Below are 23,073 nucleotides of genomic sequence, written 5' to 3' on the forward strand. Positions count from 1 at the left end.
CCTCCGCGAGTCCAATTGCCACCTCCCTCGCGGAGACTCCCCCTCACCCCGCCCTCTCCCCGTACGCGGGGAGAGGGCGAAGGAAGTCTTACTGGAACTGCGCCTTTTTGTAGTAGCCGCTTTCCACCAGCACCTTCTCCCAATTGTCCTTGTAGACCACGACCGGCTTGAGCAGATAGGACGGCACGGTCTTGACGCCGTTCTCATAGGTCTTGGTGTCGTTGACCGTGACCTGCTTGCCGGCGAGCGCAGCGTCGACCATATCGGCGGTCACCTTGGCGAGGTCGCGGGTGTCCTTGAAGATCGTCGAATACTGATCGCCGCGCAGCATCGCCTTGATCGAGGGCACCTCGGCGTCCTGTCCCGAAATGACCGGCATCGGCTGATCGGCGCTGCCATAGCCGACGCCCTTCAGCGAGGAGATGATGCCGATCGAGATGCCGTCATAGGGCGACAGCACGGCGTTGATCTTCTTGTTGCCGTAGTAGGCGCTGAGCAGATTGTCCATGCGGGCCTGGGCGGTTGCGCCGTCCCAGCGGAGCGTCGCGACCTTGTCCATGCCCATCTGGCCCGAGGCGACGACGAGCTTGCCGCTATCGATGTAGGGCTTCAGCACGCTCATCGCACCGTTGTAGAAGAAGTAGGCGTTGTTGTCGTCGGGCGAGCCGCCGAACAGCTCGATGTTGAACGGGCCCTTGCCCTCCTTCAGACCGAGGCCTTTTTCGATCGATTGCGCCTGGAGCACACCGACCTGGAAATTGTCGAAGGTCGCGTAATAGTCGACGTTTGGCGTGCCGCGGATCAGGCGGTCATAGGCGATCACAGTGATGCCCTTCGCCTTGGCCTGCTTGAGCACGTCGGACAGCGTGGTACCATCGATCGCGGCAATCACCAGGGCTTTCGCGCCCTTGGTCACCATGTTCTCGACCTGCGAGAGCTGGTTCGGAATGTCGTCCTCGGCATATTGCAGGTCGGTGTTGTAACCGCGCTCTTTCAGCACCTTGACCATGTTGTTGCCGTCGTCGATCCAGCGCGCCGAGGATTTGGTCGGCATCGCGATGCCGACGGTCGCCTTGTCCTGGGCGGAGGCGGTGAGGCCTGTGGCCATCGTTGCAGCGCCGGCCAGCGCCAGCGCCAGGAATGTCGTCTTCAATTTCAGCATGTTTCACTCCCTTGGGTGTCAGACTGTTTCTTTGTTTCGTCGAGAAGGTGGTCGTGGGTTGCTTTCTCGCCTCCTATGCAAGCTTGACGTCGGGCTCCGCGCGGCCGCGCGCGGATGCCTCCAGAAGAAAGGTGTAACCGGCTTGCGGATCGGCGGCGCGTGCGGCCGCGTCCATATCCTGCCAGGCCGACGTGACCAGGAGACGCGACAGGTCGGGGCCGACGAAAGCGGGACAGCTCGCCTGTTTTGCCGGCACGCTCAGCGAGCGCAGACGCTCGCCTTGCGGCGAATAGACGTCAATGCGGCTCGCGCCCCAGCAGGCATTCCAGATGTTGCCGTCGGAGTCACACACCGAGCCGTCGAGGCCGCCGATGCCGGAGTGACGCAGCAAGACCTCCGGTTCGCCGCGCGGCAGGCCGGTGTCCGGATTGAGCGGCACGGCATAGAGCACGGCGCGAGGGGTGTCGGTGAAATAGCCGGTGGCGCCATCCGGTGAGAAGCAGATCGAATTGGGGATGCTGATGCCGGGAAACAGCGTCGAGATCTTGCCGCGATGGAGCGCATAGATCGCGCCGGCCCTCGGCTCGGCCTTCTTGCCCATGGTGCCGATCCAGAACGTCCCGGACTGGTGTACGCGGCAATCGTTGGAGCGCGTGACGGCATTGTCCGCTTCGAGGGGAAGGAACAGCGTCATCGCGCCATCGGCGAGCTTGCGGATGTAGAGGCCATCATCGGCGACGATCAATTGCCGCTCGGCATCGATACGCCCGAGCGCGCTCGCCATCCGGCCGAGCGCATGGACGCGGACATTGCCACGGCCGAGTTGCGCCTCGAACAGCCGGCCCTCGCGGATGTCGAACCACCAGGCGGTGTCGGTGGTCGCGTCATAGGTCGGGCCCTCACCGAGATGGCAGGGATCGTCCGAGAGAACGGAGGTGGCGACCTGTTCCATCATGGCGCCCTCACTGCAAAGCGATAGACCGTGTGATGGCGATAGACCTGGCCGGGATCGAGGCGCGGGCTCGGGAAGTCCGGCCGGTTCGGCGCATCAGGCCAGTTATGCGGCTCCAGGCACATGGCGTCCGACTGCCGGATCAGCTTGTTGCCCTTCCCCGAAATCGTGCCATCGAGATAATTACCGGAATAGACCTGGAGCCCCGGTTGATTGGTCAGCAGCTCCATGATGCGTCCCGAGCGCGGCGCCTCCAGCCGCGCGGCGAATGCGAGCTTGCCATCACGCCCGAGGCAGTAGGTGTGGTCGTAGCCCCTGCCGTTACGCAACTGCTCATGGCCTTCGCGGATGCGCGCACCGACCGCTTGGGCGTCGCGGAAATCGAAAGGCGTGCCGGCTACGGCGCACGGCGGACCGGACAGCGGGATCGCGGTGGGATCGATGGCGAGGAAATGCTCGGCCGCGACCGTGAGCTTGTGGTCAAGGATCGGCGTGCCTGAGGTCGCACCTTCGAGATTGAAAAAGCTGTGGTTGGTCAGATTGACGATGGTCGGCCGGTCGCTTCGCGCCTCCATGAGAAGCGATAGCTCGGTCGGCCCGGTGATGCGATAGGTCAGGCGGACGTCGAGCTTGCCGGGATAGTTCTCCTCACCATGCGGACTCGTATAGGTGAGCGTCACAGCGGGCTCGGCGCCTTCATCGATCGCCGCGATATTCCAGAGCTTGCGATCGAAACCGTCGAGGCCGCCATGCAGCGCATTCGGGCCGTTGTTGACCGGGAGCTGCACGGTTTCGCCGTCGAGCGAGAACTGTCCCTTGGCGATACGGTTGGCGTAGCGGCCGACGGTGGCGCCCAAAAACTTCCGCTCGGCGAGATAGCCGGCGAAGCCGTCATGGCCCAGCACGACGTCGTCATAGCGGCCCTTGGCATCCGGCGCGATCAGCGCCTGGATCACCGCACCATGGGTGATGATGCGGGCCTCGAAGCCGCCCTCCCCGCGCAGCACGATACGCTCAACCGTGCGACCGTCAGGCAGCGTTCCGAAAACGTCCTTTTCCATTTTCCTTGAGCCAGCCATGTCTAATCCACAAACGGTTCGACGACAGTGCGCCGGCCGAGCAGGAAGGCGTCGGCGACGAGACGAAGCGGCGCCAAATCGACGTCGCTTGCCCCGGTCGCCGCGAGCTCGACGAAGCGCCGGTAAAGCTCCCGGTATTCTTCATCGGGCGCCTCGGCAATGGTGTTGCCGTCGATCGCCATGCGCCTGCCGCCGTTAGACAGCGTCAGCCGGCCCTGGTCGGTTTCGACGAGGATATCCCAACTCTGCGGCCCGGTCTGGCGGAAGTCGAATTCGGCCGTTACAGGCAGGCCCTCGATGTCGGCCAGCGTCAGGTTCGCCGCAATCGGCGCCTGGCAATTGGCGGGAAAGGCCAGCTCGGCCGCGGTGACGAACACCGGCTTGGGCAGGATCCTGGTCAAGATCGACAGCGCGTTGATGCCGGGGTCGAACACGCCAAGGCCGCCCGGCTCCCAGATCCAGCCCTGCCCGGGATGCCAGACGCGAACGTCTTCCTTCCAGTTGATGTGCACCGACGTGATGCCTCGCGTTGCGAGCCATTGTCGCGCGGGCTCGACGGCCGGCGCATGGCGCGAGTGCCAGGTCGCAAACAGCGTCCGCCTTGCCTTCGCAGCCATCGCGACAAGCGGATCGAGTTCGGCAACGCCGGTGCCCGGCGGCTTCTCCAGCATGACATGCTTGCCGGCCGCGAGCGCCGCGGCGGCTTGCGCACGCCTCACCTGTGGCGGCGTGCAGAGCGAGACCGCATCGATCGGCGGGCCCTTCTCCAGGAGTTCCTCGACGGTGGCGAAATGCGGCAGTCCCGGCAGCGAGGCATTGCGGCTGGCGATCGCCGTCAACGTCGCGCCCGGCACGGCGGCGATTGCACCGACATGCTGGTCGCGCGCGATCTTGCCGAAGCCGACGATGGCGATGCGAAGTTCGGTCACGATCTTTCTCCAGGGTCCACGGAGGGCAGCGCCTCTGCCGGCGCGGTCTCGACGACCGTGCCTTCATGGCGGTGCATGCCGTTGTGAATGACGAAGACCATCGCCTCCGATGCGGCCTCCGCATCGCCCGCCGCGATCGCATCGACGATCTTCTGGTGCCAGAGCAGCACGGTGTCGCGGTCCTCCGGCTCCACGGGAGCGCTGAGCAGGAACGAGGCGCGCAGGGCTGCCTCGATGACGTGGCCGATCGAACGCATGAACAGATTGCCCGAGGCCCGCGCCACGGCGACGTGAAGCGCGAGGTCGGCATCAGCAAAACCGACCGAGTCGGACGCTTCGATCCGCATGCGGTCCATGCTGCGCCGAAGCTCGGCGAGGTCCTCCTCCGACCGCTGCGCGGCCGCCAGCATCGCCGCGCGCGGCTCGACCGCGAGGCGGATCTCGGCAAGGTCATTGAGGAAACGCTTGTCGATGCCGGCATCGAGGTGCCAGGCCAGCACGTCGGCGTCGAACATATTCCAGGCCGCGCGTTCGCGCACGACGGTGCCGACGCGCGCTTTGGTGGTGAGCAGCCCCTTGGCGACGAGGGTCTTGACACTCTCCCGCAGCACCGGCCGCGACACGCCGAACATCGCGATCATCTCGGCATCGCCTGGCAGGCGCGTGCCCTCCGCATAACGCCCGGCAATGATGTCGACGCCGATCGAGCGGGCGACCTCCGCATGGTTGGAGTGAGCCCGCCGCGTCGGGATGACGACGATGCGCGAGGTCATGTGGCGGCTCCCTCGCGTTTCGCGGCCGGCCGGCGCGCGAGTGCGACCAGGGCCTGCTGAAGTGCGATGAAGGCGAACAGCAAGACTCCGGTCGCAATCTTGGTCCACCAGCTCGATAGCGTGCCGTCGAAGTTGATGTAGGTCTGGATCATTCCCTGGATCAGCACGCCGAGGAAGGTACCGATCACCGAGCCCTGCCCGCCCGTGAGCAGCGTGCCACCGATCACGACGGCGGCGATCGTGTCGAGTTCGACGCCGACGGCGGAGAGCGAATAGCCGGCGCTGGTATAGAAGGAGAAGACGATGCCGGCGATACCTGCGAGCAAGCTTGACAGCATGTAGATCTTCACCGTCATCTTGCCGACCGCAACGCCCATCAGGCTCGCAGTCGCCCGGCTGCCGCCGAGCGCGTAGACGTTGGCGCCGAATCTCGTGAGATGCAGCAGCAGGGCGCCGCCAATGACGATGACGAGCATGATGATCGCAATCGCGGTCAACCGCCCGCCACCGGGCATGCGCAACGCGAAGTCAGAGACCGTTGAATAAACAGGCGCCGTGATCGGTACCGATTCGGTGGAGAGCAGGAAGCTCGCACCGCGCGCCAGGAACATGCCGGCCAGCGTCACGATGAACGGTGGCAGATCGAAGACGTGGATCACCGCGCCCATCGCCGCGCCAAAGGCCGCCGACAGCGCGAGGATCGCGACGAAGGCGATCAGCGGCGGCACGCCCCAGCGTTCGATCGCGAGCGCGACGAACACCGTGGTGAAGCCGATCACCGAGCCGACGGAGAGATCGATGCCGCCGGAGATGATGACGAAGGTCATGCCGACCGCGACGATGCCGAGGAAGGCGTTGTCGGTGAGGAGATTGCCGACTACGCGGGTGGAGGCAATGTTGGGAAATTGCATCGCGCAGGCCGCAAAGCCGGCCACGAGCACGATCGTCGTGATGAGGACGGGCGGAAGGCCTCTCATGCTTTCGTCCTCTTCAGCCGCGCGGCGATGCCGGCAAAGCCGGATAGCTTTGGCGATTGCAACAGCAGCACCGCCAGCACCACCACCGCCTTGACCAGCAAATTGAACTCCGGCGGATAGCCGGATAGCAAGATGCCGGTGTTCATAGTTTGAATGATCAGCGCACCGAGCACCGCGAGCACGAGGCTGAACCGGCCGCCAAACAACGACGTGCCGCCGATCACCACGGCGAGGATCGCATCGAGCTCCAGCCAAAGTCCGGCATTGTTGGCGTCCGCGCCCATGATGTCGGCCGCCGCGATCACGCCGGCCAGCGCGGCGCAGACGCCGCACCAGACATAGACGGCTATGATCATCGCGCGGGTGCCGACGCCGGCAAGCTCGCTGGCGCGCGCATTGCCGCCGGTCGCCTCGATCAGAAGACCGAGCGCCGAGCCGCGCACGACCGCGCCGGTGAGGATCAGCATCCCTAAGGCAATCACGACCGGCACCGGCAGGCCGAGCACCGAGCCGTTGCCGAGCCAGACCAGATCCGGCGAGGAAAACGTCACGATGCGCCCCTCGGTGATGAGCTGGGCGATGCCGCGGCCCGCCACCATTAGGATCAGCGTCGCCACGATCGGTTGCATGCCGAGCACGGCGACGAGAAATCCGTTCCAGAGGCCGCAGACAAGTCCTGCCCCGAGCGCGGCGGCCAGCACGACCGGAAGACTGTGGCTGTCGGCGAGACTTGCGGCGATCGCGCCGCAGATGGCCATGACGGCGCCAACCGAGAGATCGATGCCGCGCGTCGCGATCACCAGCACCATGCCGAGCGAGAGCAGCGCCACCGGCGTGCCGCGGTTGAGCACGTCGATCAGGCTCCCGAACAGACGGCCGTCCTGGAGGCGCAGATCGAAGAATTGCGGCGACACCACGCGATCAACCGCGAGGATGACGATCAGCGCCAGGATCTGGGCAAGGCCGCGGCGCGGCAGCAGCGCTGTCATGTGTGGGCCTCGAGCGCAACAGCAACGCTGTCGGCGGCAATGGCCGCCAGGATGTTGCCGACATCGATCGCCTCGCCCGCGAGTTCCTCGATATGGGCACGATCGCGCAGCACCACGACGCGGTCCGAATAGGTCACGATCTCGTCCAGTTCGGAGGAGATCACCAGCAGCGAGAGGCCATCGTCGCAGAGCTCGCGGATCAGGCGGATGATCTCCGCATGCGCGCCGACGTCGATGCCGCGGGTCGGCTCGTCCAGCACGAGGAGCCGCGGCGAGGTCGCAAGCCAGCGCGCCAGCAGCACCTTCTGCTGGTTGCCGCCGGAGAGCAGGCCGACGGGACGCTCGGGATCGGCCGGACGGATGTCCAGCATCTTGACGTAGCGGCGCGCGATCTCGTCCTGCTCGCGGCGCGACAGCGGCCGATGCAGCCCGCGCTTGGCCTGGAGAGCCAGCACGATGTTCTCGCGCACGGTGAGCTCGGCGACGATGCCCTCGGTCTTGCGCTCTTCCGGGCAATAGCCAAAGCCATGCCGGACGCCGTCGCGCGGGGACTGAAGGCGGACGGGCGCGCCCTCCACCCTCGCCTGCCCGCGATCGGCACGCTCGGCGCCGAACACCAGCCGTGCCGTCTCGGTGCGGCCCGAGCCGAGCAGACCGGCAAGGCCGACGACCTCGCCATGACGCAGCTCGAGATTGAACGGCGCGACATAGCCCGCCTTGCCGAAATTCTCGAAGCTGACACAGACTTCGCGGGCCTTATGCTCACCCGCTGATGCTCGTGCACTGGTGGTCTCGGCCAGTTCGCGTCCGAGCATCAGCCGGATCAGCTCGAGCCGCGGCAGCGAGGCCGTTTCACGTTCGCCGACCAGACGCCCGTTGCGCAGCACGGTGATGCGGTGCGAGATCTCGTAGACCTGATCGAGAAAATGGCTGACGAAGACGATGCCGATGCCGCGCTTGGCGAGCTGGCGCATGATGCGAAACAGGATCTCGACCTCGTGGCGGTCGAGGCTCGCGGTCGGCTCGTCCAGGATCAGCACGCGCGCGGAGAGATCCACCGCGCGGGCGATCGCCGTGACGTGCTGAATGGCGACGGAATAGCTGCCGAGCGGTGCGGCAACGTCGATGTCGAGGCCGAAATCCGCGAGCAGCGCCTTGGCGCGGCGGCGCATCTCGCCTTCGCGCACGATGCCGAAGCGCATCGGCTGGCGGTCGAGAAACAGGTTCTGCGCCACCGAGAGGTTCGGCAGCAGGTTGACTTCCTGGTAGACGGTGGCGATGCCTGCGGCCAGCGCGGCCTTGGCCGAGCGCGGCGCGATCTCTTCGCCGCCAATCCTGACGATGCCCGCGTCGCGCGGGAACACGCCGGTGACGACCTTGATCAGCGTGGATTTGCCGGCGCCGTTCTCGCCGAGCAGCGCATGGATCTCCCCGGCGCGCAGCGTAAAGTCGACCTCCTGCAGCGCGTGCACGGCGCCGAAGCTCTTGCTGATCCCGCGCACCTCCAGCAGGGGGGCCGCAGGATCAAGGCTGTTCTGCATGACAAAGTCACTCCCACGGGGTCCGCATTGAAGCGGACACCAGCCTATGCGTTCGCGCGGCGATTTCGAAGGGGGTTGCCGGACCACAGCAAGACGGCGATCCGGCAAAGCGCCCGCCTCAGTAACCGAGGCCCTTCTTGCTGTCGTAGATCTTCTGCGGATCGTCCGCGGCCGTATAGAGCTTGGATTCGGTCTGGATCCATTTCGGCGGAACCGTGCCCTTGTCCTTGAAGGCCGCGACGGCATCGAGCGCGGGACCCGCCATGTTCGGCGTCAGCTCAACCGTGGCATTGGCTTCGCCCGCGACCATCGCCTTGAAGATATCGGGCACCGCGTCGATCGAGACGGTGAGAATATCCTTGCCCGGCTTGAGGCCAGCTTCCTTCATCGCCTGGATCGCGCCGACCATCATGTCGTCATTGTGCGCGTAGACCGCGCAGATGTTCTTGCCACCGCCTTCGGCCTTGATGAAGCTCTCCATCACTTCCTTGCCCTTGGCGCGGGTGAAGTCGCCGGTCTGGCTGCGCACCACTTTCAGGTTGGCGTGCTTGGCAATCGCCGTGTCGAAACCCTTCTTGCGGTTTGCGGCGACGCTGGCGCCGACGGTGCCCTGCAATTCGACGATGTTGCAGGCCTTCGTCCCAACCGTCTTGGCGAGCCAGTCGCCGGCGACTTCGCCTTCATGCACGCTGTCGGAGGTGACGGCGGTGAGATAGAGCTCCTTGCCGGAGGGATCGATGTCGCGGTCGAGCAGCACGACCGGGATCTTGGCCTCCTTGGCCTCCTTCAGCACCGAGTCCCAGCCGGTCGAGACCACAGGTGCGAGGAAGATCGCATCGACGTTCTGCGCGATGAAGGAGCGGATCGCCTTGATCTGGTTCTCCTGCTTCTGCTGCGCGTCGGCGATCTTGAGGTTGACCTGGCGCTTGGTGGCCTCCTGCTTGGAGACCGAGGTCTCGGCTGCGCGCCAGCCGGATTCCGATCCGATCTGCGAGAAGCCGATGGTGAGCTGGCCGGCATTGGCCGGCAACGCGAGCAGCAGCGCGGCCGTGGCGCTGGCCGCAAACAGGGCTTTGAGGGTCATCAGGCGTGTCTCCCAAGATGTTATCAGGGGCGCCGATTGGTAACATGGCACCCGCAGGCCGACCTTTGAGGCGGCGGAAGGCACTATTTCACAGGAGCCGGGTTCCGACTAGTCATATTATTTGACTATTTGAAGGAACGCGCAAGGCGGCAACGGTGGGCGGTTCTATGACACGCTCAGCGCGATTTTGTTCCAGCGATGCAACGGGGAGATGAAGGGAATCTGACGCGTTGAAGAGCGAGCGCTCGATCCGCAGCGACGGCGATGAACGGTCGAACGAACTCTCTCCGCGTCATTGCGAGCGCAGCGAAGCCAAAATCCCTCCGCGGAAAGACTCTGGATTGCTTCGCTGCGCTCGCAATGACGCGGATAGAGGCTCGGCCGTTATCGACCCAAACGACTCGTTGAGAGTCCCCTCACGCGCCACGCTTCGCGTGTCGGCCTCTCCCCACACGCGGGGAGAGGCGAAGGACCGCGCGCTAGATCAGCTTGCGTTGCGCTAGGTTCTTCATCAGCGCGCCGATGCCGAAGGTCCACGGCTCGCAAGCGTCGCTGGTGCGCATGCGGTTGACGAGCTTGCCGAGTTCGGGCGCTGCGATCGTGACGATGTCGTCGCGCTTGTGGGTGAAGCCCTGCCCTGGCGCATCGCGATCCTTGACGGGTGCGAACATGGTGCCGAGGAACAGCACGAATCCATCAGGGTATTGATGGATCTTGCCGATGGTCTGCGCGACCAGATCGGTCGGATCGCGGCTGATCTTGCTGATCGACGAATGGCCGTCGAGGACAAAACCGTCGGTACCCGTCACGTTCAGGCTGATATCGAGCTTGCGCGCATGATCGAGCGTGAAAGTGTCGTCGAACAGGCGCAGCAGCGGACCGATCGAGCAGGAGGCGTTGTTGTCCTTGGCCTTCGACAGCAGCAGCGCCGAGCGGCCCTCGAAGTCGCGCAGGTTGACGTCGTTGCCGAGCGCGCCGCCGACGATCTTGCCGCGGCTGGAGACGAACAACACCAATTCCGGCTCGGGGTTGTTCCAGGTCGACTTCGGATGCAGGCCGGCATCCATGCCGGTGCCGACCGACGACATGGTGGGCGCCTTGGTGAAGACCTCGGCGTCGGGGCCAATGCCGACCTCGAGATATTGGCTCCAGGCGTTCTGGTCGATCAGCACCTGCTTCAGATGCATCGCCTGATCCGAGCCCGGCTTGAGCTTTGACAGATCGTCGCCGATCAGGCGTGTCACTTCCTTCCGGATCGCTTCGGCCGAGGCCGGGTTGCCCTTGGCACGCTCCTCGATCACGCGTTCCAGCATCGAGATCGCGAAGGTGACGCCGGCAGCTTTCAGCGTCTGGAGATCGACCGGCGCGAGCAGCCAGGGCTTCTTGGGATCGCGACCATCGGGGGCGGTATTGGCAATGATCGCTTCGAGATCGCCAATGCGCTCACCCTTGACCGCAGCCAGCGCCTTGGCCGGATTGTCCTCTTCGCACAGCACGCTGACGGTCGGAAACTTCGCTGTAACGTCAAATACGCCATCACCGCGCACGGCGACGACGGCCGGACCACTGACCTGCGGCAGCCAGACGCGGCCGACCAGCGTCCCCTTCGTTCCGTCCTCGGGGAGCAGGTCCTTCACCGTCAAAGTCGTCATGGTCGCGTCCTCGCTGTTCTCGGATCGGCCATTCTTTCGGTGGCCGATCCCATTGGCGAAGACCAATAAACGTCTGGTGGGGGAAGTCCAGACCGACAACGAAGAGCCGCTATGCCCCCGCCCGCGCCTTGCGCGCCGCGATCTGCTGCAGCGCCCAACGCGCGTTCTTGCGCACATCGGGATCGGCATCGTCGGCGATGACGGCCAGGAACGCCTCACCATCGGGATGGGCGATCTCGCCGAGTGCCGCAGCGGCCTCCTTCCGCAGGTTCGCCTGGTCGTGATTGACACAATTGCCGATCGGACGCACCGCGCGCTCGACCTTCATCTTGCCGAGGCTGCGGATCGCCTTCAGCCGGACCTGCCAGAACTCGTCTGCGAGGCACGCGACCAGTTGGTCGGCGGCGAGCGAACCGTTGACGTTGAGGCCGAGCGTTTCCGCCGCCATCTCGCGGACCATCCAGTCGGAATCCTTCAGTGCGCGCGTGATCGTCTCCGCGGCGGGTTTCATCTGGGAGAACGCCAGTGCGCTCACCGCAGCACGACGAACGTGGGCATCGGGGTCATTGATCAGCGCGGTCAGGGCAGGAATGGACTCTTCCAGCTTGAGGAACCCAATCACGCCGATCGCCTGAACGCGCACCGCGGCATCACCGTCCTGGAGCGCTTCCAGCGCCGGCTTCAGCGTGTCCTTGCAGCGCAGCTCCTTCAAGGCGCGCAGCGCGCCCATGCGGACGAAGGCATGGGCATGTTTCACCAGCGGCAGGATGATCTCGGCGCAGGCCGGATCCTTGAACTCGGCCATGCTGTCGGCTGCGGCCGCCGCAACAATCCGCTCCGGATCGACCAGCAGCTTGACCAGAGCACTCGCCGCTTCCGGCCCGTCGAACTCGCCGAGCGCCATCGCGACCTGCTGGCGCACGCCGGCATCGGGATCGGCGACCATGTTGGCGAGATGCGCGACGGCGGCGGGATCGCCGGAATGGCCGAGTGCGATGATGGCGACGCGGCGCTCGGCGGGATCGGCCGCCTGCAGCCGCTCGTCGGCGTCTTCGAGATCGTCGTAGGATTCGAACGGGCTCGACATGATCACCTCAACAGATAGGGAATGTTGACGGTGACGGCGCCGGTCGGGCAGTCGGCTTCGCAGGGCATGCAGTACCAGCACTCGTCATAGGCCATGTAGGCCTTGTTGGTCATGTCGCTGATGCGCAGGACATCGAGCGGGCAGACGTCGACGCAGACGGTGCAGCCCTTGTCGGCGATGCATTTGGCGTCGTCGACGACCACCGGAACCGATGTCTGATAGGACGCGAGAGGCATGTGATGTCTCCTGTTGTTCTGTTGCGGTCGATCAGGCGGAGGCGCGGATGCGCTGCTTGTCGTAAAGGTCCTTCTCGTCGTCGGCGATCGGGACGACATAGGGCTCGACGGCGCGCTTCTCGCTGGTCATCTTGCCGTCCTGCTTGGACAGCAGCGTGTGGCAGAACCAGTTCTCGTTGTCCTTTTCGGGGAAGTCCGTCCGCCAGTGATAGAGGCCCCAGCGGCTCTCCTCGCGGTAGAGCGAGGCATGCACCGCCATGTCGGCGCAGTCCATGATCGACTGGACTTCGAGTGCACGCAGCAGCTCGTGCGCGTTTCGCGCAATCATGTGCTCCTGCATGTCCTGCCGCGCTTCGGCGAGACGGCGCATGCCGAGCTCGTATTTGCGTGTGACCTTCGGCGGCTGGAGATAGTCGTTGACGAGGCGGCGCGTCTTGTACTCGACCTGGTTTGGCGGAATGCCATCCTCGCGCTTGGTTGGTGCCATCACGCGGTCGCGTTCCTTGGCCACGTCCTGCGCGTCAAACTCCGCGAAATCGTGGTTGTCGGCGAACTCCATCGCGTCGATGCCGGCGACCGAGCCGTTGGTGAAGGCGCCGAGCATGTAATTGTGCGGCACGCTCGCCATGTCGCCGGCGGCGTAGAGGCCCGGCACGGTGGTTCGGGCGTTGTCGTCGACGAACACGCCGGAGGCGCTGTGTCCGGAGCAGAAGCCGATCTCGGAGATGTGCATCTCGATCGAGTCGTTACGGTAGTCGACACCGCGTCCCTGCTGGAACAGGCCGCGCGTCGGTCGCTCGACCTTGTGCAGTGTGGATTCGATCTCCGAGATGGTGTCGGGGTGGAGATGCTTGAGCTGGAGGAAGACCGGGCCCTTGCCGGAGAGGAGCTCGTTGTAGAACTCCAGCATCATCTGGCCGGACCAGTAATCACATTCGATGAAGCGCGAGCCTTCGTTGTTCGCCGTGAAAGCGCCGAAGGGACCGGCGACATAGGCGCAGGCCGGGCCGTTATAGTCCTTGATCAGCGGGTTGATCTGGTAGCATTCGAGGTTCGCGAGCGCGGCGCCGGCGTGATAGGCCATCGCATAGCCGTCGCCGGAATTGGCGGCGTTCTCGTAGGTGCCGAACATGTAGCCGGAGGTCGGCAGACCGAGCCGGCCGGCGGCGCCCATGCAGAGGATGACGGCCTTGGCCTTGATCACCAGCATTTCAGCCGTGCGGGTGTTGACCGACACTGCGCCTGCGATCCGACCGTCGGCTGATTTCAGCAGCCGCGTCGCCATGTAGCGGTTCGAGATCAGGATGCGGGCGCGGCGGAGCTGGCGATACAGCGCTTTCTTCACCGTCTCGCCGTTCGGCATCGGCAGCACATAGGTGCCGATGTGGTGCACCTTCTTGACGGCGTAATCGCCGTTCTCGTTCTTCAGGAAGCGAATGCCGAAGCTGTCGAGCTCCTCGATGATCTTGTAGCAGTTCTGGGCGTATTTATAGACCGCCTTCTGATCGACGATGCCGTCATTGGCGATCGTGATTTCCTTGGTGTACTGCTCCGGCGTCGCATAGCCGGGGATGACGGCATTGTTCAGCCCGTCCATGCCCATCGAGATCGCGCCGGAGCGCTTGACGTTGGCCTTTTCGAGCAGGACGACGTTGGCCTTCGGGTTCTTCAGCTTCGCCTTCAGCGCGGCCATCGGGCCGGCGGTGCCGCCGCCGATCACCAGCACATCGCAGGAAACCTCCGAAAGTCCGTCGACGATCTGATCTAGTGACATCACTTGCTCCTGGTTCGCCGATCCTCGGCGCCTTTGCATCAGACTTGTTCAGGGGGCGCCGCGGCGATAGCAATTAGTTGTCGCCGGACAGCGATTTGCGCCTCAGCGCTCGACAAAGGCCTTCTCGATCACGAAATGGCCGGGCTGGCTGTGATTGCCCTCGACGAAGCCCCGCGCGGCGAACATCGCCGGCAGTTCCTCGAGCATCGCCGGGCTGCCGCACAGCATGATGCGATCGGTCTCGATATCGAGACCGGCCTGGCCGATGTCGTCGAACAGCTGGTTCGAGGCGATCAGGTCGGTGATGCGGCCGCGGTTCCTGAACGGCTCGCGGGTGACGGTCGGATAGTAAACGAGCTTGTCGCGGATCAGGGGTCCGAAGAACTCGTGGTTGCGCAGGCCTTCGACGAGGTGCTCGCCATAAGCGAGTTCCGAAACCTGTCGGCAGCCATGGGCGAGCACGATGGTCTCGTAGTTCTCGTAGACATCGGGGTCCTTGATCAGGCTGGCGAAGGGCGCAAGACCCGTGCCGGTCGAGAGCAGCAGGAGGCGCTTTCCCGGAATGAGATTGCCGGTGATCAGCGTGCCGGTCGCCTTGCGACCAACCAGGATGATGTCGCCCTCCCTGATCTTCTGCAGGCGCGAGGTCAGCGGGCCGTCCTGCACCTTGATCGAAAAGAACTCAAGCGCCTCCTCGTGATTGGCACTCGCCATGCTATAGGCCCGCATCAACGGCTTGCCTTCGACCTCGAGCCCGATCATCGCGAACTGGCCGTTCTGGAAGCGAAAACCGGGATCGCGCGTCGCGGTGAAGCTGAACAGGGATTCGGTCCAGTGCCGGACCGACAGAACCGTTTCCTTCTGAAATGCGCTCATCATCTCTCCTTGTCGATGACGCCAAGGTCACGGAGAGAAGAGAGTCCGGCAATTCGGAAGTGAAATTCCCGGTCGATTAGTTTCACATTTCGTGGACGGTGATCGAAGGCGAGGCACGCGGTCAGGCCCGCGCCGGCAATTAGTTGCTATTCGCGCACGCCTGCGCCGACATAGATAGAGGTCGGAGGTTCCTGATGACCATGACTCTGGTGGCCCCGACCGTGTCCGAGTACGAAGCGAGCGATGATCTCGCGACGCTGCTCGTCCGCACCGCGCAGGACAACGCGCTGCGCGTGCCCGCCGAAACACTTCGCCTCTCCTGCAAATGCGCCCACTGCACCCGCGCCCGCTTCGACGGCCGCTTCCCGGAAACGTTTCCGGGGATTGCGATCACCGAGATCGGTGATCTCGGTTACGGTCTGAACATCGCGTTCTCGGACGGGCATAACAGGGGGATCTACCCCAAGACGTATCTGCTGAGCCTGGCGGGGCGGTAGGCCGCACCTACCCACAGCTCGTCATTCCGGGGCGCCCGAAGGGCGAGCCCGGAATGACGCAGGAGGTTGCCCCCATCTGGCACGGACATTGCTCCTCTCTAGAACGGTTTGAACGTTCCGGAGGCAGACGATGTTGCAGGCGGCGAGTGTGGTTCGCGGGGCCGTTCCCCCGACAGTCCGGCCTACCGGCAGCTCCTCGCTGCTACTCACCGAGAACCAGCAATGGATCGGCGGTCCACCACCGTTGATGGACAAGCTCTCGTCGCGCGAGCGGGAGTTGGTGCTGAAGCAGGGTCGGCGAAAGGTCCTGAACCGCGGCCAGACCCTGTTCAGCCAGGGTGGCAAGCATGACGGCATCTGGCTGATCGAGAGCGGCCGCATCCGCGTGTTCTACACGTCGCCGCTTGGGCGCGAGATCACGCTGGCCTATTGGCATGTCGGCAATTTCGTTGGCGGACCCGAAGTGTTCGAGGGCACCGTGCATCAATGGTCCGGCGTTGCTTCCAGCAATTGCAGCGTGGTGCATCTGCCCGGCAAGGAGTTACGGTCCCTTGCCGCCGAGATGCCAAATCTCGCGATCGGCCTGATCGAGGGCCTCACCTTCAAGGGCAAATGCTATTCGGCGCTGGCACAGATGCTGGGGACGCGCTCGATCACCCAGCGCCTCGCGCATCTCTTGCTGCACCTCGTCGAGCTCTACGGCGTCGAGGACGCCGACGGCCGGGTGATTGCAGCCGCCTTCACCCATGCCGACATCGCCCACATGGTCGGCGCGACCAGGCAATGGGTCACGATCAGCCTGAAACGCATGCAGGAGAAGGGAATCGTGTTGACCAAACGCTCGCAGATCGTGGTCTGCCGCACCGACGTGCTCGAGGAAATGCGCGGCCACGGATCCGATTAGAGGAATTTGCGGCCAAGGCCGATGCACAGGCAAGCGGCTTTATAGTGCAGGACTGCTCAAGGAGTATGCAATCACCTTTTCCCGGCAACTAATCGACTGCCGTCGTCATTCCGGATTTGCCGTGTCCCCTCCCTCACCCAATCATGGCAACCACAGCACATCCAACCGAATGAGGATGAGAATGGTCCGCCATCTTCCCACGCTCTCGATCGCGATGTCGGTGACGTCGCTGGCGCTAATCGTCACGCAGCCGGCCTCCGCGGAGACCGTCACCCTCGGCATCGGAACGCAGGACACCACCACCAACACGGTGACCGCCGGCGTCGTCATCCGCCAGCTGCATCTGCTGGAGAAGTACCTGCCGAAGGACGGTAAATACGCGAACATCAAGTTCGAGCTGGAATGGCAGAACTTCACCTCCGGTCCACCCGTCACCAACGCGATGATGGCGAACAAGCTGCAGATCGGCATGATGGGCGACTATCCGCTGATCGTGAACGGCTTCACCTTCGAGAGCAATCCGGAGAGCAAGAGCCGGCTGATGGGCATCGCCGCTTACAGCCTCTCCGGCTCCGGCAACGGCCTCGTCGTCCACAAGGACTCGCCCTATTACGACCTCGCCGATCTCAAGGGCAAGCTGGTCAGCGTCCCATTCGGCTCCGCCGCGCACGGCATGATGCTCAAGGCGATGCAGGATCGCGGCTATGCCTCCGATTTCTTCCAGCTCGTCAGCCAGAGCCCGGAGGTCGGCTCGACAAATCTCCAGGAGAAGAAGATCGACGCGCATGCCGACTTCGTCCCCTTCGCCGAGCTGCTGCCGTTCCGCGGCTTCGCACGCAAGATCTTCGACGGCGTCGAGACCAATTTGCCGACCTTCCACGGCATCGTCGTTCGCACCGATTTCGCCGAGAAATATCCGGAAGTCGTCGTCGCCTATTTCAAGGCACTGATCGCCGCCAACCAGTGGCTGCGCGACGACCCTAAGCTGGCCGCCGAAAAGATCCAGGAGTGGACCGGCATCAACAAGGAAGTCGTCTATATTTTCCTCGGCCCCAGCGGCAACATGACCACCGATCCCACGGTCAAGCCGGCGCTGATCGATGCCGCCACGACCGACGTCAAGGTGCTGCAGAACCTCGGCCGCATGAAGGAGTTCGATCCGAAGAAGTGGGTCGACGACAGCTACATCCGCAAGGCCTATGCCGAGATGAAGCTCGACTACGACACGCAGCTTGCAAGCACGAAGAATTACGAGATTTCGGGCGAAGATTCCTTTTGCAAGAAGCCGATCGCAGATCCCCGCAAGGCTGGCGAAGTCTGGGTTGACGATGCCGGCATCCTGCCCTTCTCGTCCGCGGCTTGCACGCTCGGTGCCTATGCCGACTACAAGGCCAAGGGCAAGAAGATCAACGTCGCCTATGTCTTCGACACCACGCGCGGCATCAAGCTGTTCGCTGATCAGGCCTTCTTCGCGGTCGGCAATGGCGACGTCGCCCCGTTCCTGCTGAAGAAGGACGCCGAAGCCTATGCCGCCAAGATCAGCGGCAAAGTGCTCGGCTTCGATGACGCGGTGAGGGCTGCGGTCGGCGGAGGCAAGACGTGAGCAGTCCCGCCCTCGTCAGACATCCCGAGGACAGCATGCCGGCAACAGCACTTGCAGAGGCGGGCCCCGCGCCCGCCGCCGTCACCCCGCCCACAGCGCCACCTTCGTTCGGCACACTCGCACTGCGCTGGTACCGGCTCAACCGGGCCGGCCTGCGCGCGACCGCGATCGGCGTGATCTCGCTGCTCGCCTTCCTGATGGTCTGGCACCTGCTCACGACCTACCGCGTCGTGTTCTTCGTGCGCTTCACCAACGTGCCCTCGCCGCTGGCGGTCTATGCGAGCTTCAGCAAGGCGATTCACGATCCCAAATTCCTGATGCACATCCTGCTGAGCTGCCGGCGCATCTTCATCGGTTTCTCGCTGGCAGCGATCGTCGGTGTGCCGCTCGGCCTGATCATGGGCCGCTTCAAGCTGGTGCATGAGATCGTCTTCCCCGTTGCCGAGGTGCTGCGGCCGATCCCGGCGATCGCCTGGGTGCCGATGGCGATCATGCTGTGGCCGACCAACGAGCAGAGCATCGTCTTCATCACCTTCCTCGGCTCGTTCTTCCCGATCCTGGTCAACACGCTGCACGGCATGTCGCTGGTCGATCCGGTGCTGGTGCGGGCGGCGCAATGTCTCGGCGCGCGCGAGCGCTCGATCTTCCGCGAGGTGTATTTCCCGGCCTCGCTGCCGCACGTCTTCACCGGGCTCACCGTCGGCATGGGCGTTGCCTGGGTGTCGCTGATCGCCGCCGAGATGATCTCCGGTCAGTACGGCATCGGCTACTTCACCTGGGAGGCCTATTCGCTGGTCCAGTACGCCGACATCGCGCTCGGCATGATCGCGATTGGCGTGCTCGGGCTCGGATCGAGCGTCCTGATCAGGGGCGCGGGACGTTTGGTGATGCCGTGGAGCGCAAAATGAGCGAGGTTTCGGTCAACACGCCGAAAGGCCATATCGAAGTCAAGAACTTCTCCCTCGCCTACGAGACCATCGAGGGCGCGGTGCAGGCCGTCACCGACACGCAGATCCATGTGAAGCCCGGCGAGTTCGTCTCGATCGTCGGCCCGTCCGGCTGCGGGAAGTCGACGCTGCTCAACGCCGTCGCCGGCTTCCTCAAGCCGACGACCGGCATCGTCACGGTCGACGGCGAACGCGTGAGCGGCCCCAGCGCCGAGCGCGGCATGGTATTCCAGCAATATTCGCTGTTCCCCTGGAAGACAGTGCGGGAGAACGTCGAGTTCGGTCTGAAGATGCGCGGCATGCCGCGCTCCCAGCGCGAGCGTGCTGCGCGCACGCTGCTCGGGCTCGCGGGTCTCGAGGCCTTCGAGAAGCACTATCCGGAAAAGCTCTCCGGCGGCATGAAGCAGCGCGTCGGCATCGTCCGCGCGCTGGCGACGGGACCGAAGGTACTGCTGCTGGACGAGCCGTTCGGCGCACTGGACGCACAGACGCGCGTCATCATGCAGCAGATCCTCACCAACATGTGGCAGCGGCTGAAGATCTCGGTGCTGTTCGTCACCCATGACATTGATGAAGCGATCTTCCTGTCCGACCGCGTCTATTGCATGACCGCGCGTCCCGGCTCGATCAAGGCGGAAATCCCGATTCCGCTGGAGCGGCCGCGGCAGCAATCGATGATGATGTCGTCGGAATTTCTGGCACTTCGCCGCGGGCTGATGTCCCTGATCCGCGAGGAAAGCCTCAAGGCGATGGGCGGCGAGATCAACGACATGGGCATGCAGGGGCTCAACATCGAGCTGCACGGCCATTCGCTGGCGGATGTGATTTGATTTAGCCGATACGCTCGCGTCGATGACGGTCTCGTAGGGTGGGCAAAGGCGCCCTTGCGCCGTGCCCACCACGTCTCTCGATCGCGAAAAATGCGTGGGCACGCTTCGCTTTGCCCACCCTACGGCAGCCTTACCTGATCACTTGAACCAGTGCACCAGCGCAATGCTGATGCCGAGCAGCAGCATCAGCGACAACGTCACCGCAGCCGTCACCCGGCCGCCGACATTGGCGAGCACGCGCACGTCGACGCCGAGACCGAGCGCGGCCATCGACACCACCGTCAGAAAGCCGGTGATCTTCGTGATCGGCGCCACCACCGTGCTCGGGACGATCTCCAGCGAGCGCAGCGTCGCGAGCGCGAGGAAGCCAAGGATGAACCAGGGGACCAGGCGGAAGAAGCCGACATTGGTCTTCTTGGCATCGCTCTGCCAGCGCGAGGCGATCAGCGACAGGCCGACAACGACCGGTCCCAGCATCAAAACGCGCATCAGCTTCACCAGCGTGCCGATCTGCGTCGAAACCAAGCCAGCCGGCACCGTCGCCGCCAGCACCTGCGGCACCGCATAGACCGTCAACCCTGCGAGAATGCCGTATTGCGTGGCGGACAGTTGCAGCAGCGGGATCAGCAGCGGCAGGCCGAGCACCATCATCACGCCGAGGATGGCGGTAAACGAGATAGAGGATGCGATCTCGTCATTGTTGGCGCCGATGATGGGCGCCACCGCCGCAATCGCGGAATTGCCGCAGATCGAGTTGCCGCAGGCGATCAGAATGGACAGCCGCGTCGACAGGCCGAGCAGCCGGCTGAGACCGAAGGAGACGCAAAGCGCGATCACGACGACGGCGGCGATCGAGGCCAGGAGCGCGATCCCGGAGGCGGCGATGGCGGCGAAGCTGATCGAGGCCCCCAGCAGCATGACGGCGACTTCGAGCAGCTGCTTGGCGCTGAAGGCGATGCCGGCCTGCCAGCGCGGAGCCGGTTTCCAGAAGCTGCGGAGCGCCATGCCGAGCAGGATCGCCATCACCAGCGCCTCGACATAGGGGTGCTCGAAGACCCCCAGTTCCAGGTGCTCCAGCAAGGCCGACACGCCGGCCACGGCGATACAGAGGAGAATGCCGGGAATCAGCGCGACGACGCGGCTAACGGCGGTGGTCGGCTTGGCGTCGGCCGGGGTGGATGCTTGATTCTGCGACACAAATCTCTCCCAGAGGAGAAATATTTATACGCAGCGTCGGCTCGATGGGGAATAAGTTTTCGGCATATCAGGGCCGAGCGAAGTTCTGTCCTCAGCCCGGAATAATCGGGGGTCAGAAGATCGGGCCGGCCTTAGAAGATCAGGCTCTTGGCGAGCGAAGCAACCCGGCTGAAGCCGTCATAGATGCCCGGCTCGAAGAAGGCCGCACGCGCCAGCACGATGCCAGCGACCAGCGACCAGAAAACCGTGGTGCCGGCCCGCAGCAGGAGCTTTGAAGCGCGCGATTTTGGCTGGGCGTCCGTTGCGGACACCAGCTGCTCGCCGAAGGGCTCAAATCCAGTGCGTTCCATGACCGTAGCCAATCCATCAAATTCTGATGGGAATGTCGTCGTTTCCCGCCGAAACGGCAATGGAAGCGATTGGCGTTTTTACCCCAACGAGGGGAAACTCCTTCCGCGGGACGATGTCGAGACAATAGTTTTCTTCTTCCGGGCTACTGAGGCACCGGCGTCCGGCTTACAGGGCCAGATAGCGCCGGCGGATGGCATCATTGGCCTTCAGCTCGTCGATTCCCGCGGCATAGACGATCTGGCCCTTGTCGATCACCGTGGCGTGGCTGGCAAGGCCGAGGCAGAAATGCATGTTCTGCTCGGCGATCAGCACGGTCGATCCGATGCTTCGAAGCTGCCGCAGCAGCTCACCGATCCGCTGCACGATGATCGGCGCCAGCCCCTCGCTCGGCTCGTCCAGCAGCAGCAGCGCGGGATTGCCCATCAGCGTGCGCGCGATCGCCAGCATCTGCTGCTCGCCGCCCGACAGGCGCCCGGCAATGCGATAGCGCAGCGGCTCGAGCAGCGGGAAGACCTCATAGATGCGCTTGATCGGCCATTCGTCCTGGCCCTCCGGTCCCTTCTTGCGACCAATGACGAGATTGTCCTCGACGCTGTGCTCCGGAAAGATCTGCCGATCCTCCGGCACGAAGCCGAGACCTGCGCGTGCGATATGGTGCGGCTGCCAGCCGGAAATCACCGCACCGCGCAGGCTGACCTTCCCTCGCCGCGGCGGTGCGAGACCCATGATCGCCTTCATGGTCGTCGACTTGCCGGCGCCGTTGCGGCCGAGCAGCGCCATGGTCTCGCCCTGCCGCACCGACAGGCCGACGCCGAACAGGATCTGGCTGGTGCCGTAATAGACGTCGAGATCGTCGACTTCGATGACGGCTTCGCTCATGCGGCGGCTCCCGCATGTTCGGTGCCGAGATAGGCGTCGATCACGGCGCTGTTGTTGCGGATCTCGGCGGGCGTACCGGTGGCGAGGATGCGGCCGTAGCACAGCACGATGATCTCAGGCGCGATTTTGAACACGATGTCCATGTCATGCTCGATGAAGACGACGGTGATCTTCTGGGTCTCCCAAAGCTCGCGCACCTTGTCGATCATGCGCCAGCGTTCTTCCGGCCCCATGCCGGCGGTCGGCTCGTCCAGCAACAGCACCTTCGGTTCGAGCACCAGCGCCAGCGCGATGTCCAGGAGCTTCTGGTCGCCGTGCGACAGCGTTGCGGCCGTGCGATGGCGCTTGCCGGCGAGGCCAAGCAGCTCCATCACGTGCTCGGCGCGGTCGCGCGTCTCGGGCAAGGGAAAGCGCTTGTGCAGCACTGCGGATGAACGCTGATCGGCGCTGACGGCGGCCAGCATGGTCTCCTGCACCGTCAGCGACTTGAAGATGCTCGCAACCTGGAAGGCGCGGCCGATGCCGTGGCGCACGATCTCCGGCGGCGAGCGCCCGGCGAGATCGACACCGTCGAGCAGCACCTGCCCGCTGTCTGGCTTGAGCGCACCGGTGATCAGATTGAAGAACGTGCTCTTGCCCGCGCCGTTCGGGCCGATCACGGCCGTCAGCGAGCCGTCGGGGAAGTCCAGCGTGACGTCATTGGTCGCCTTCACGCCGCCAAAGGACTTTGCGAGATTGCGGATCTCCAGCATGG

Annotated in this window: 23 protein-coding genes; 5 read left to right on the forward strand and 18 right to left on the reverse strand. The window is 64.2% G+C overall.

Features of this window, described 5'->3' with window-relative positions; all coding sequences use genetic code 11:
• Positions 1-88 precede the first annotated feature (88 nt).
• The 14 genes from chvE to Q0743_RS04540 form a co-directional block, all read right to left on the reverse strand.
• On the reverse strand, positions 89-1,162 hold the full coding sequence (gene chvE / locus Q0743_RS04475) for a multiple monosaccharide ABC transporter substrate-binding protein (protein WP_298240383.1): 1,074 nt from the start codon (positions 1,160-1,162) through the stop codon (positions 89-91).
• A 73-nt stretch (positions 1,163-1,235) separates the two neighbouring features.
• Positions 1,236-2,114 carry an SMP-30/gluconolactonase/LRE family protein gene (locus tag Q0743_RS04480; protein ID WP_298240449.1) on the reverse strand — a complete coding sequence of 293 codons (879 nt, stop codon included), beginning with the start codon at positions 2,112-2,114 and terminating at the stop codon, positions 1,236-1,238.
• Positions 2,114-3,193 carry an aldose epimerase family protein gene (locus Q0743_RS04485; protein ID WP_298240384.1) on the reverse strand — a complete coding sequence of 360 codons (1,080 nt, stop codon included), beginning with the start codon at positions 3,191-3,193 and terminating at the stop codon, positions 2,114-2,116. Before Q0743_RS04485 ends, Q0743_RS04480 begins: the two co-directional genes overlap by 1 nt.
• A gap of 2 nt (positions 3,194-3,195) precedes the next feature.
• Positions 3,196-4,122, reverse strand: a complete 927-nt coding sequence (locus Q0743_RS04490; protein WP_298240385.1) for a Gfo/Idh/MocA family oxidoreductase — start codon at positions 4,120-4,122, stop codon at positions 3,196-3,198.
• On the reverse strand, positions 4,119-4,895 hold the full coding sequence (locus tag Q0743_RS04495; protein ID WP_298240386.1) for a FadR/GntR family transcriptional regulator: 777 nt from the start codon (positions 4,893-4,895) through the stop codon (positions 4,119-4,121). Before Q0743_RS04495 ends, Q0743_RS04490 begins: the two co-directional genes overlap by 4 nt.
• Positions 4,892-5,872 carry a galactofuranose ABC transporter, permease protein YjfF gene (gene yjfF, locus Q0743_RS04500; protein WP_298240387.1) on the reverse strand — a complete coding sequence of 327 codons (981 nt, stop codon included), beginning with the start codon at positions 5,870-5,872 and terminating at the stop codon, positions 4,892-4,894. Before yjfF ends, Q0743_RS04495 begins: the two co-directional genes overlap by 4 nt.
• Positions 5,869-6,861: an ABC transporter permease gene (locus Q0743_RS04505; RefSeq protein WP_298240388.1), complete on the reverse strand. Its 993-nt coding sequence runs from the start codon at positions 6,859-6,861 to the stop codon at positions 5,869-5,871. Before Q0743_RS04505 ends, yjfF begins: the two co-directional genes overlap by 4 nt.
• A complete protein-coding gene (locus tag Q0743_RS04510) occupies positions 6,858-8,402 on the reverse strand; it encodes a sugar ABC transporter ATP-binding protein (RefSeq protein WP_298240389.1) in 1,545 nt (514 codons plus the stop codon). The genes Q0743_RS04505 and Q0743_RS04510 overlap by 4 nt, the downstream gene beginning before the upstream one ends.
• A gap of 118 nt (positions 8,403-8,520) precedes the next feature.
• A complete protein-coding gene (ytfQ, locus tag Q0743_RS04515) occupies positions 8,521-9,486 on the reverse strand; it encodes a galactofuranose ABC transporter, galactofuranose-binding protein YtfQ (RefSeq protein WP_298240390.1) in 966 nt (321 codons plus the stop codon).
• Between the two features lie 479 nt (positions 9,487-9,965).
• Entirely contained in the window at positions 9,966-11,138 is a 1,173-nt protein-coding gene (locus tag Q0743_RS04520) for a fumarylacetoacetate hydrolase family protein (protein WP_298240391.1), read from the reverse strand.
• Positions 11,139-11,247: 109 nt separating this feature from the next.
• Positions 11,248-12,225: a HEAT repeat domain-containing protein gene (locus Q0743_RS04525; protein WP_298240392.1), complete on the reverse strand. Its 978-nt coding sequence runs from the start codon at positions 12,223-12,225 to the stop codon at positions 11,248-11,250.
• A gap of 2 nt (positions 12,226-12,227) precedes the next feature.
• The gene (locus Q0743_RS04530) at positions 12,228-12,461 is read right to left on the reverse strand and encodes a ferredoxin family protein (RefSeq protein WP_007593252.1); all 234 of its coding nucleotides are present in this window, start codon (positions 12,459-12,461) and stop codon (positions 12,228-12,230) included.
• A 31-nt stretch (positions 12,462-12,492) separates the two neighbouring features.
• Positions 12,493-14,235 carry a fumarate reductase/succinate dehydrogenase flavoprotein subunit gene (locus Q0743_RS04535; protein WP_298240393.1) on the reverse strand — a complete coding sequence of 581 codons (1,743 nt, stop codon included), beginning with the start codon at positions 14,233-14,235 and terminating at the stop codon, positions 12,493-12,495.
• A 102-nt stretch (positions 14,236-14,337) separates the two neighbouring features.
• Complete coding sequence (locus Q0743_RS04540; RefSeq protein WP_298240394.1) at positions 14,338-15,111, reverse strand: ferredoxin--NADP reductase; 774 nt, start codon at positions 15,109-15,111, stop codon at positions 14,338-14,340.
• A gap of 200 nt (positions 15,112-15,311) precedes the next feature.
• Between Q0743_RS04540 and Q0743_RS04545 the strand changes: the two genes are divergently transcribed.
• From Q0743_RS04545 to Q0743_RS04565, 5 genes are all read left to right on the forward strand, one after another.
• On the forward strand, positions 15,312-15,608 hold the full coding sequence (locus Q0743_RS04545) for a gamma-butyrobetaine hydroxylase-like domain-containing protein (protein ID WP_298240450.1): 297 nt from the start codon (positions 15,312-15,314) through the stop codon (positions 15,606-15,608).
• Between the two features lie 130 nt (positions 15,609-15,738).
• Entirely contained in the window at positions 15,739-16,512 is a 774-nt protein-coding gene (locus Q0743_RS04550) for a Crp/Fnr family transcriptional regulator (protein ID WP_298240395.1), read from the forward strand.
• Between the two features lie 181 nt (positions 16,513-16,693).
• Entirely contained in the window at positions 16,694-18,115 is a 1,422-nt protein-coding gene (locus Q0743_RS04555; RefSeq protein WP_298240396.1) for an ABC transporter substrate-binding protein, read from the forward strand.
• 35 nt (positions 18,116-18,150) lie between these two features.
• On the forward strand, positions 18,151-19,023 hold the full coding sequence (locus Q0743_RS04560) for an ABC transporter permease (protein WP_298240451.1): 873 nt from the start codon (positions 18,151-18,153) through the stop codon (positions 19,021-19,023).
• A complete protein-coding gene (locus tag Q0743_RS04565) occupies positions 19,020-19,892 on the forward strand; it encodes an ABC transporter ATP-binding protein (RefSeq protein WP_298240397.1) in 873 nt (290 codons plus the stop codon). Before Q0743_RS04560 ends, Q0743_RS04565 begins: the two co-directional genes overlap by 4 nt.
• 138 nt (positions 19,893-20,030) lie before the next feature.
• On the opposite strand, the gene Q0743_RS04570 is transcribed toward Q0743_RS04565, so the two are convergent.
• The 4 genes from Q0743_RS04570 to Q0743_RS04585 form a co-directional block, all read right to left on the reverse strand.
• Entirely contained in the window at positions 20,031-21,089 is a 1,059-nt protein-coding gene (locus tag Q0743_RS04570) for a putative sulfate exporter family transporter (protein WP_298240398.1), read from the reverse strand.
• Positions 21,090-21,220: 131 nt separating this feature from the next.
• Entirely contained in the window at positions 21,221-21,439 is a 219-nt protein-coding gene (locus tag Q0743_RS04575) for a hypothetical protein (protein ID WP_014496622.1), read from the reverse strand.
• Positions 21,440-21,605: 166 nt separating this feature from the next.
• On the reverse strand, positions 21,606-22,319 hold the full coding sequence (locus Q0743_RS04580; RefSeq protein WP_298240399.1) for an ABC transporter ATP-binding protein: 714 nt from the start codon (positions 22,317-22,319) through the stop codon (positions 21,606-21,608).
• On the reverse strand, positions 22,316-23,071 hold the full coding sequence (locus tag Q0743_RS04585; RefSeq protein WP_298240400.1) for an ABC transporter ATP-binding protein: 756 nt from the start codon (positions 23,069-23,071) through the stop codon (positions 22,316-22,318). The genes Q0743_RS04580 and Q0743_RS04585 overlap by 4 nt, the downstream gene beginning before the upstream one ends.
• Between the last annotated feature and the right edge of the window lie 2 nt (positions 23,072-23,073).

The organism is uncultured Bradyrhizobium sp. (assembly GCF_936943645.1).
Lineage (GTDB): Bacteria > Pseudomonadota > Alphaproteobacteria > Rhizobiales > Xanthobacteraceae > Bradyrhizobium.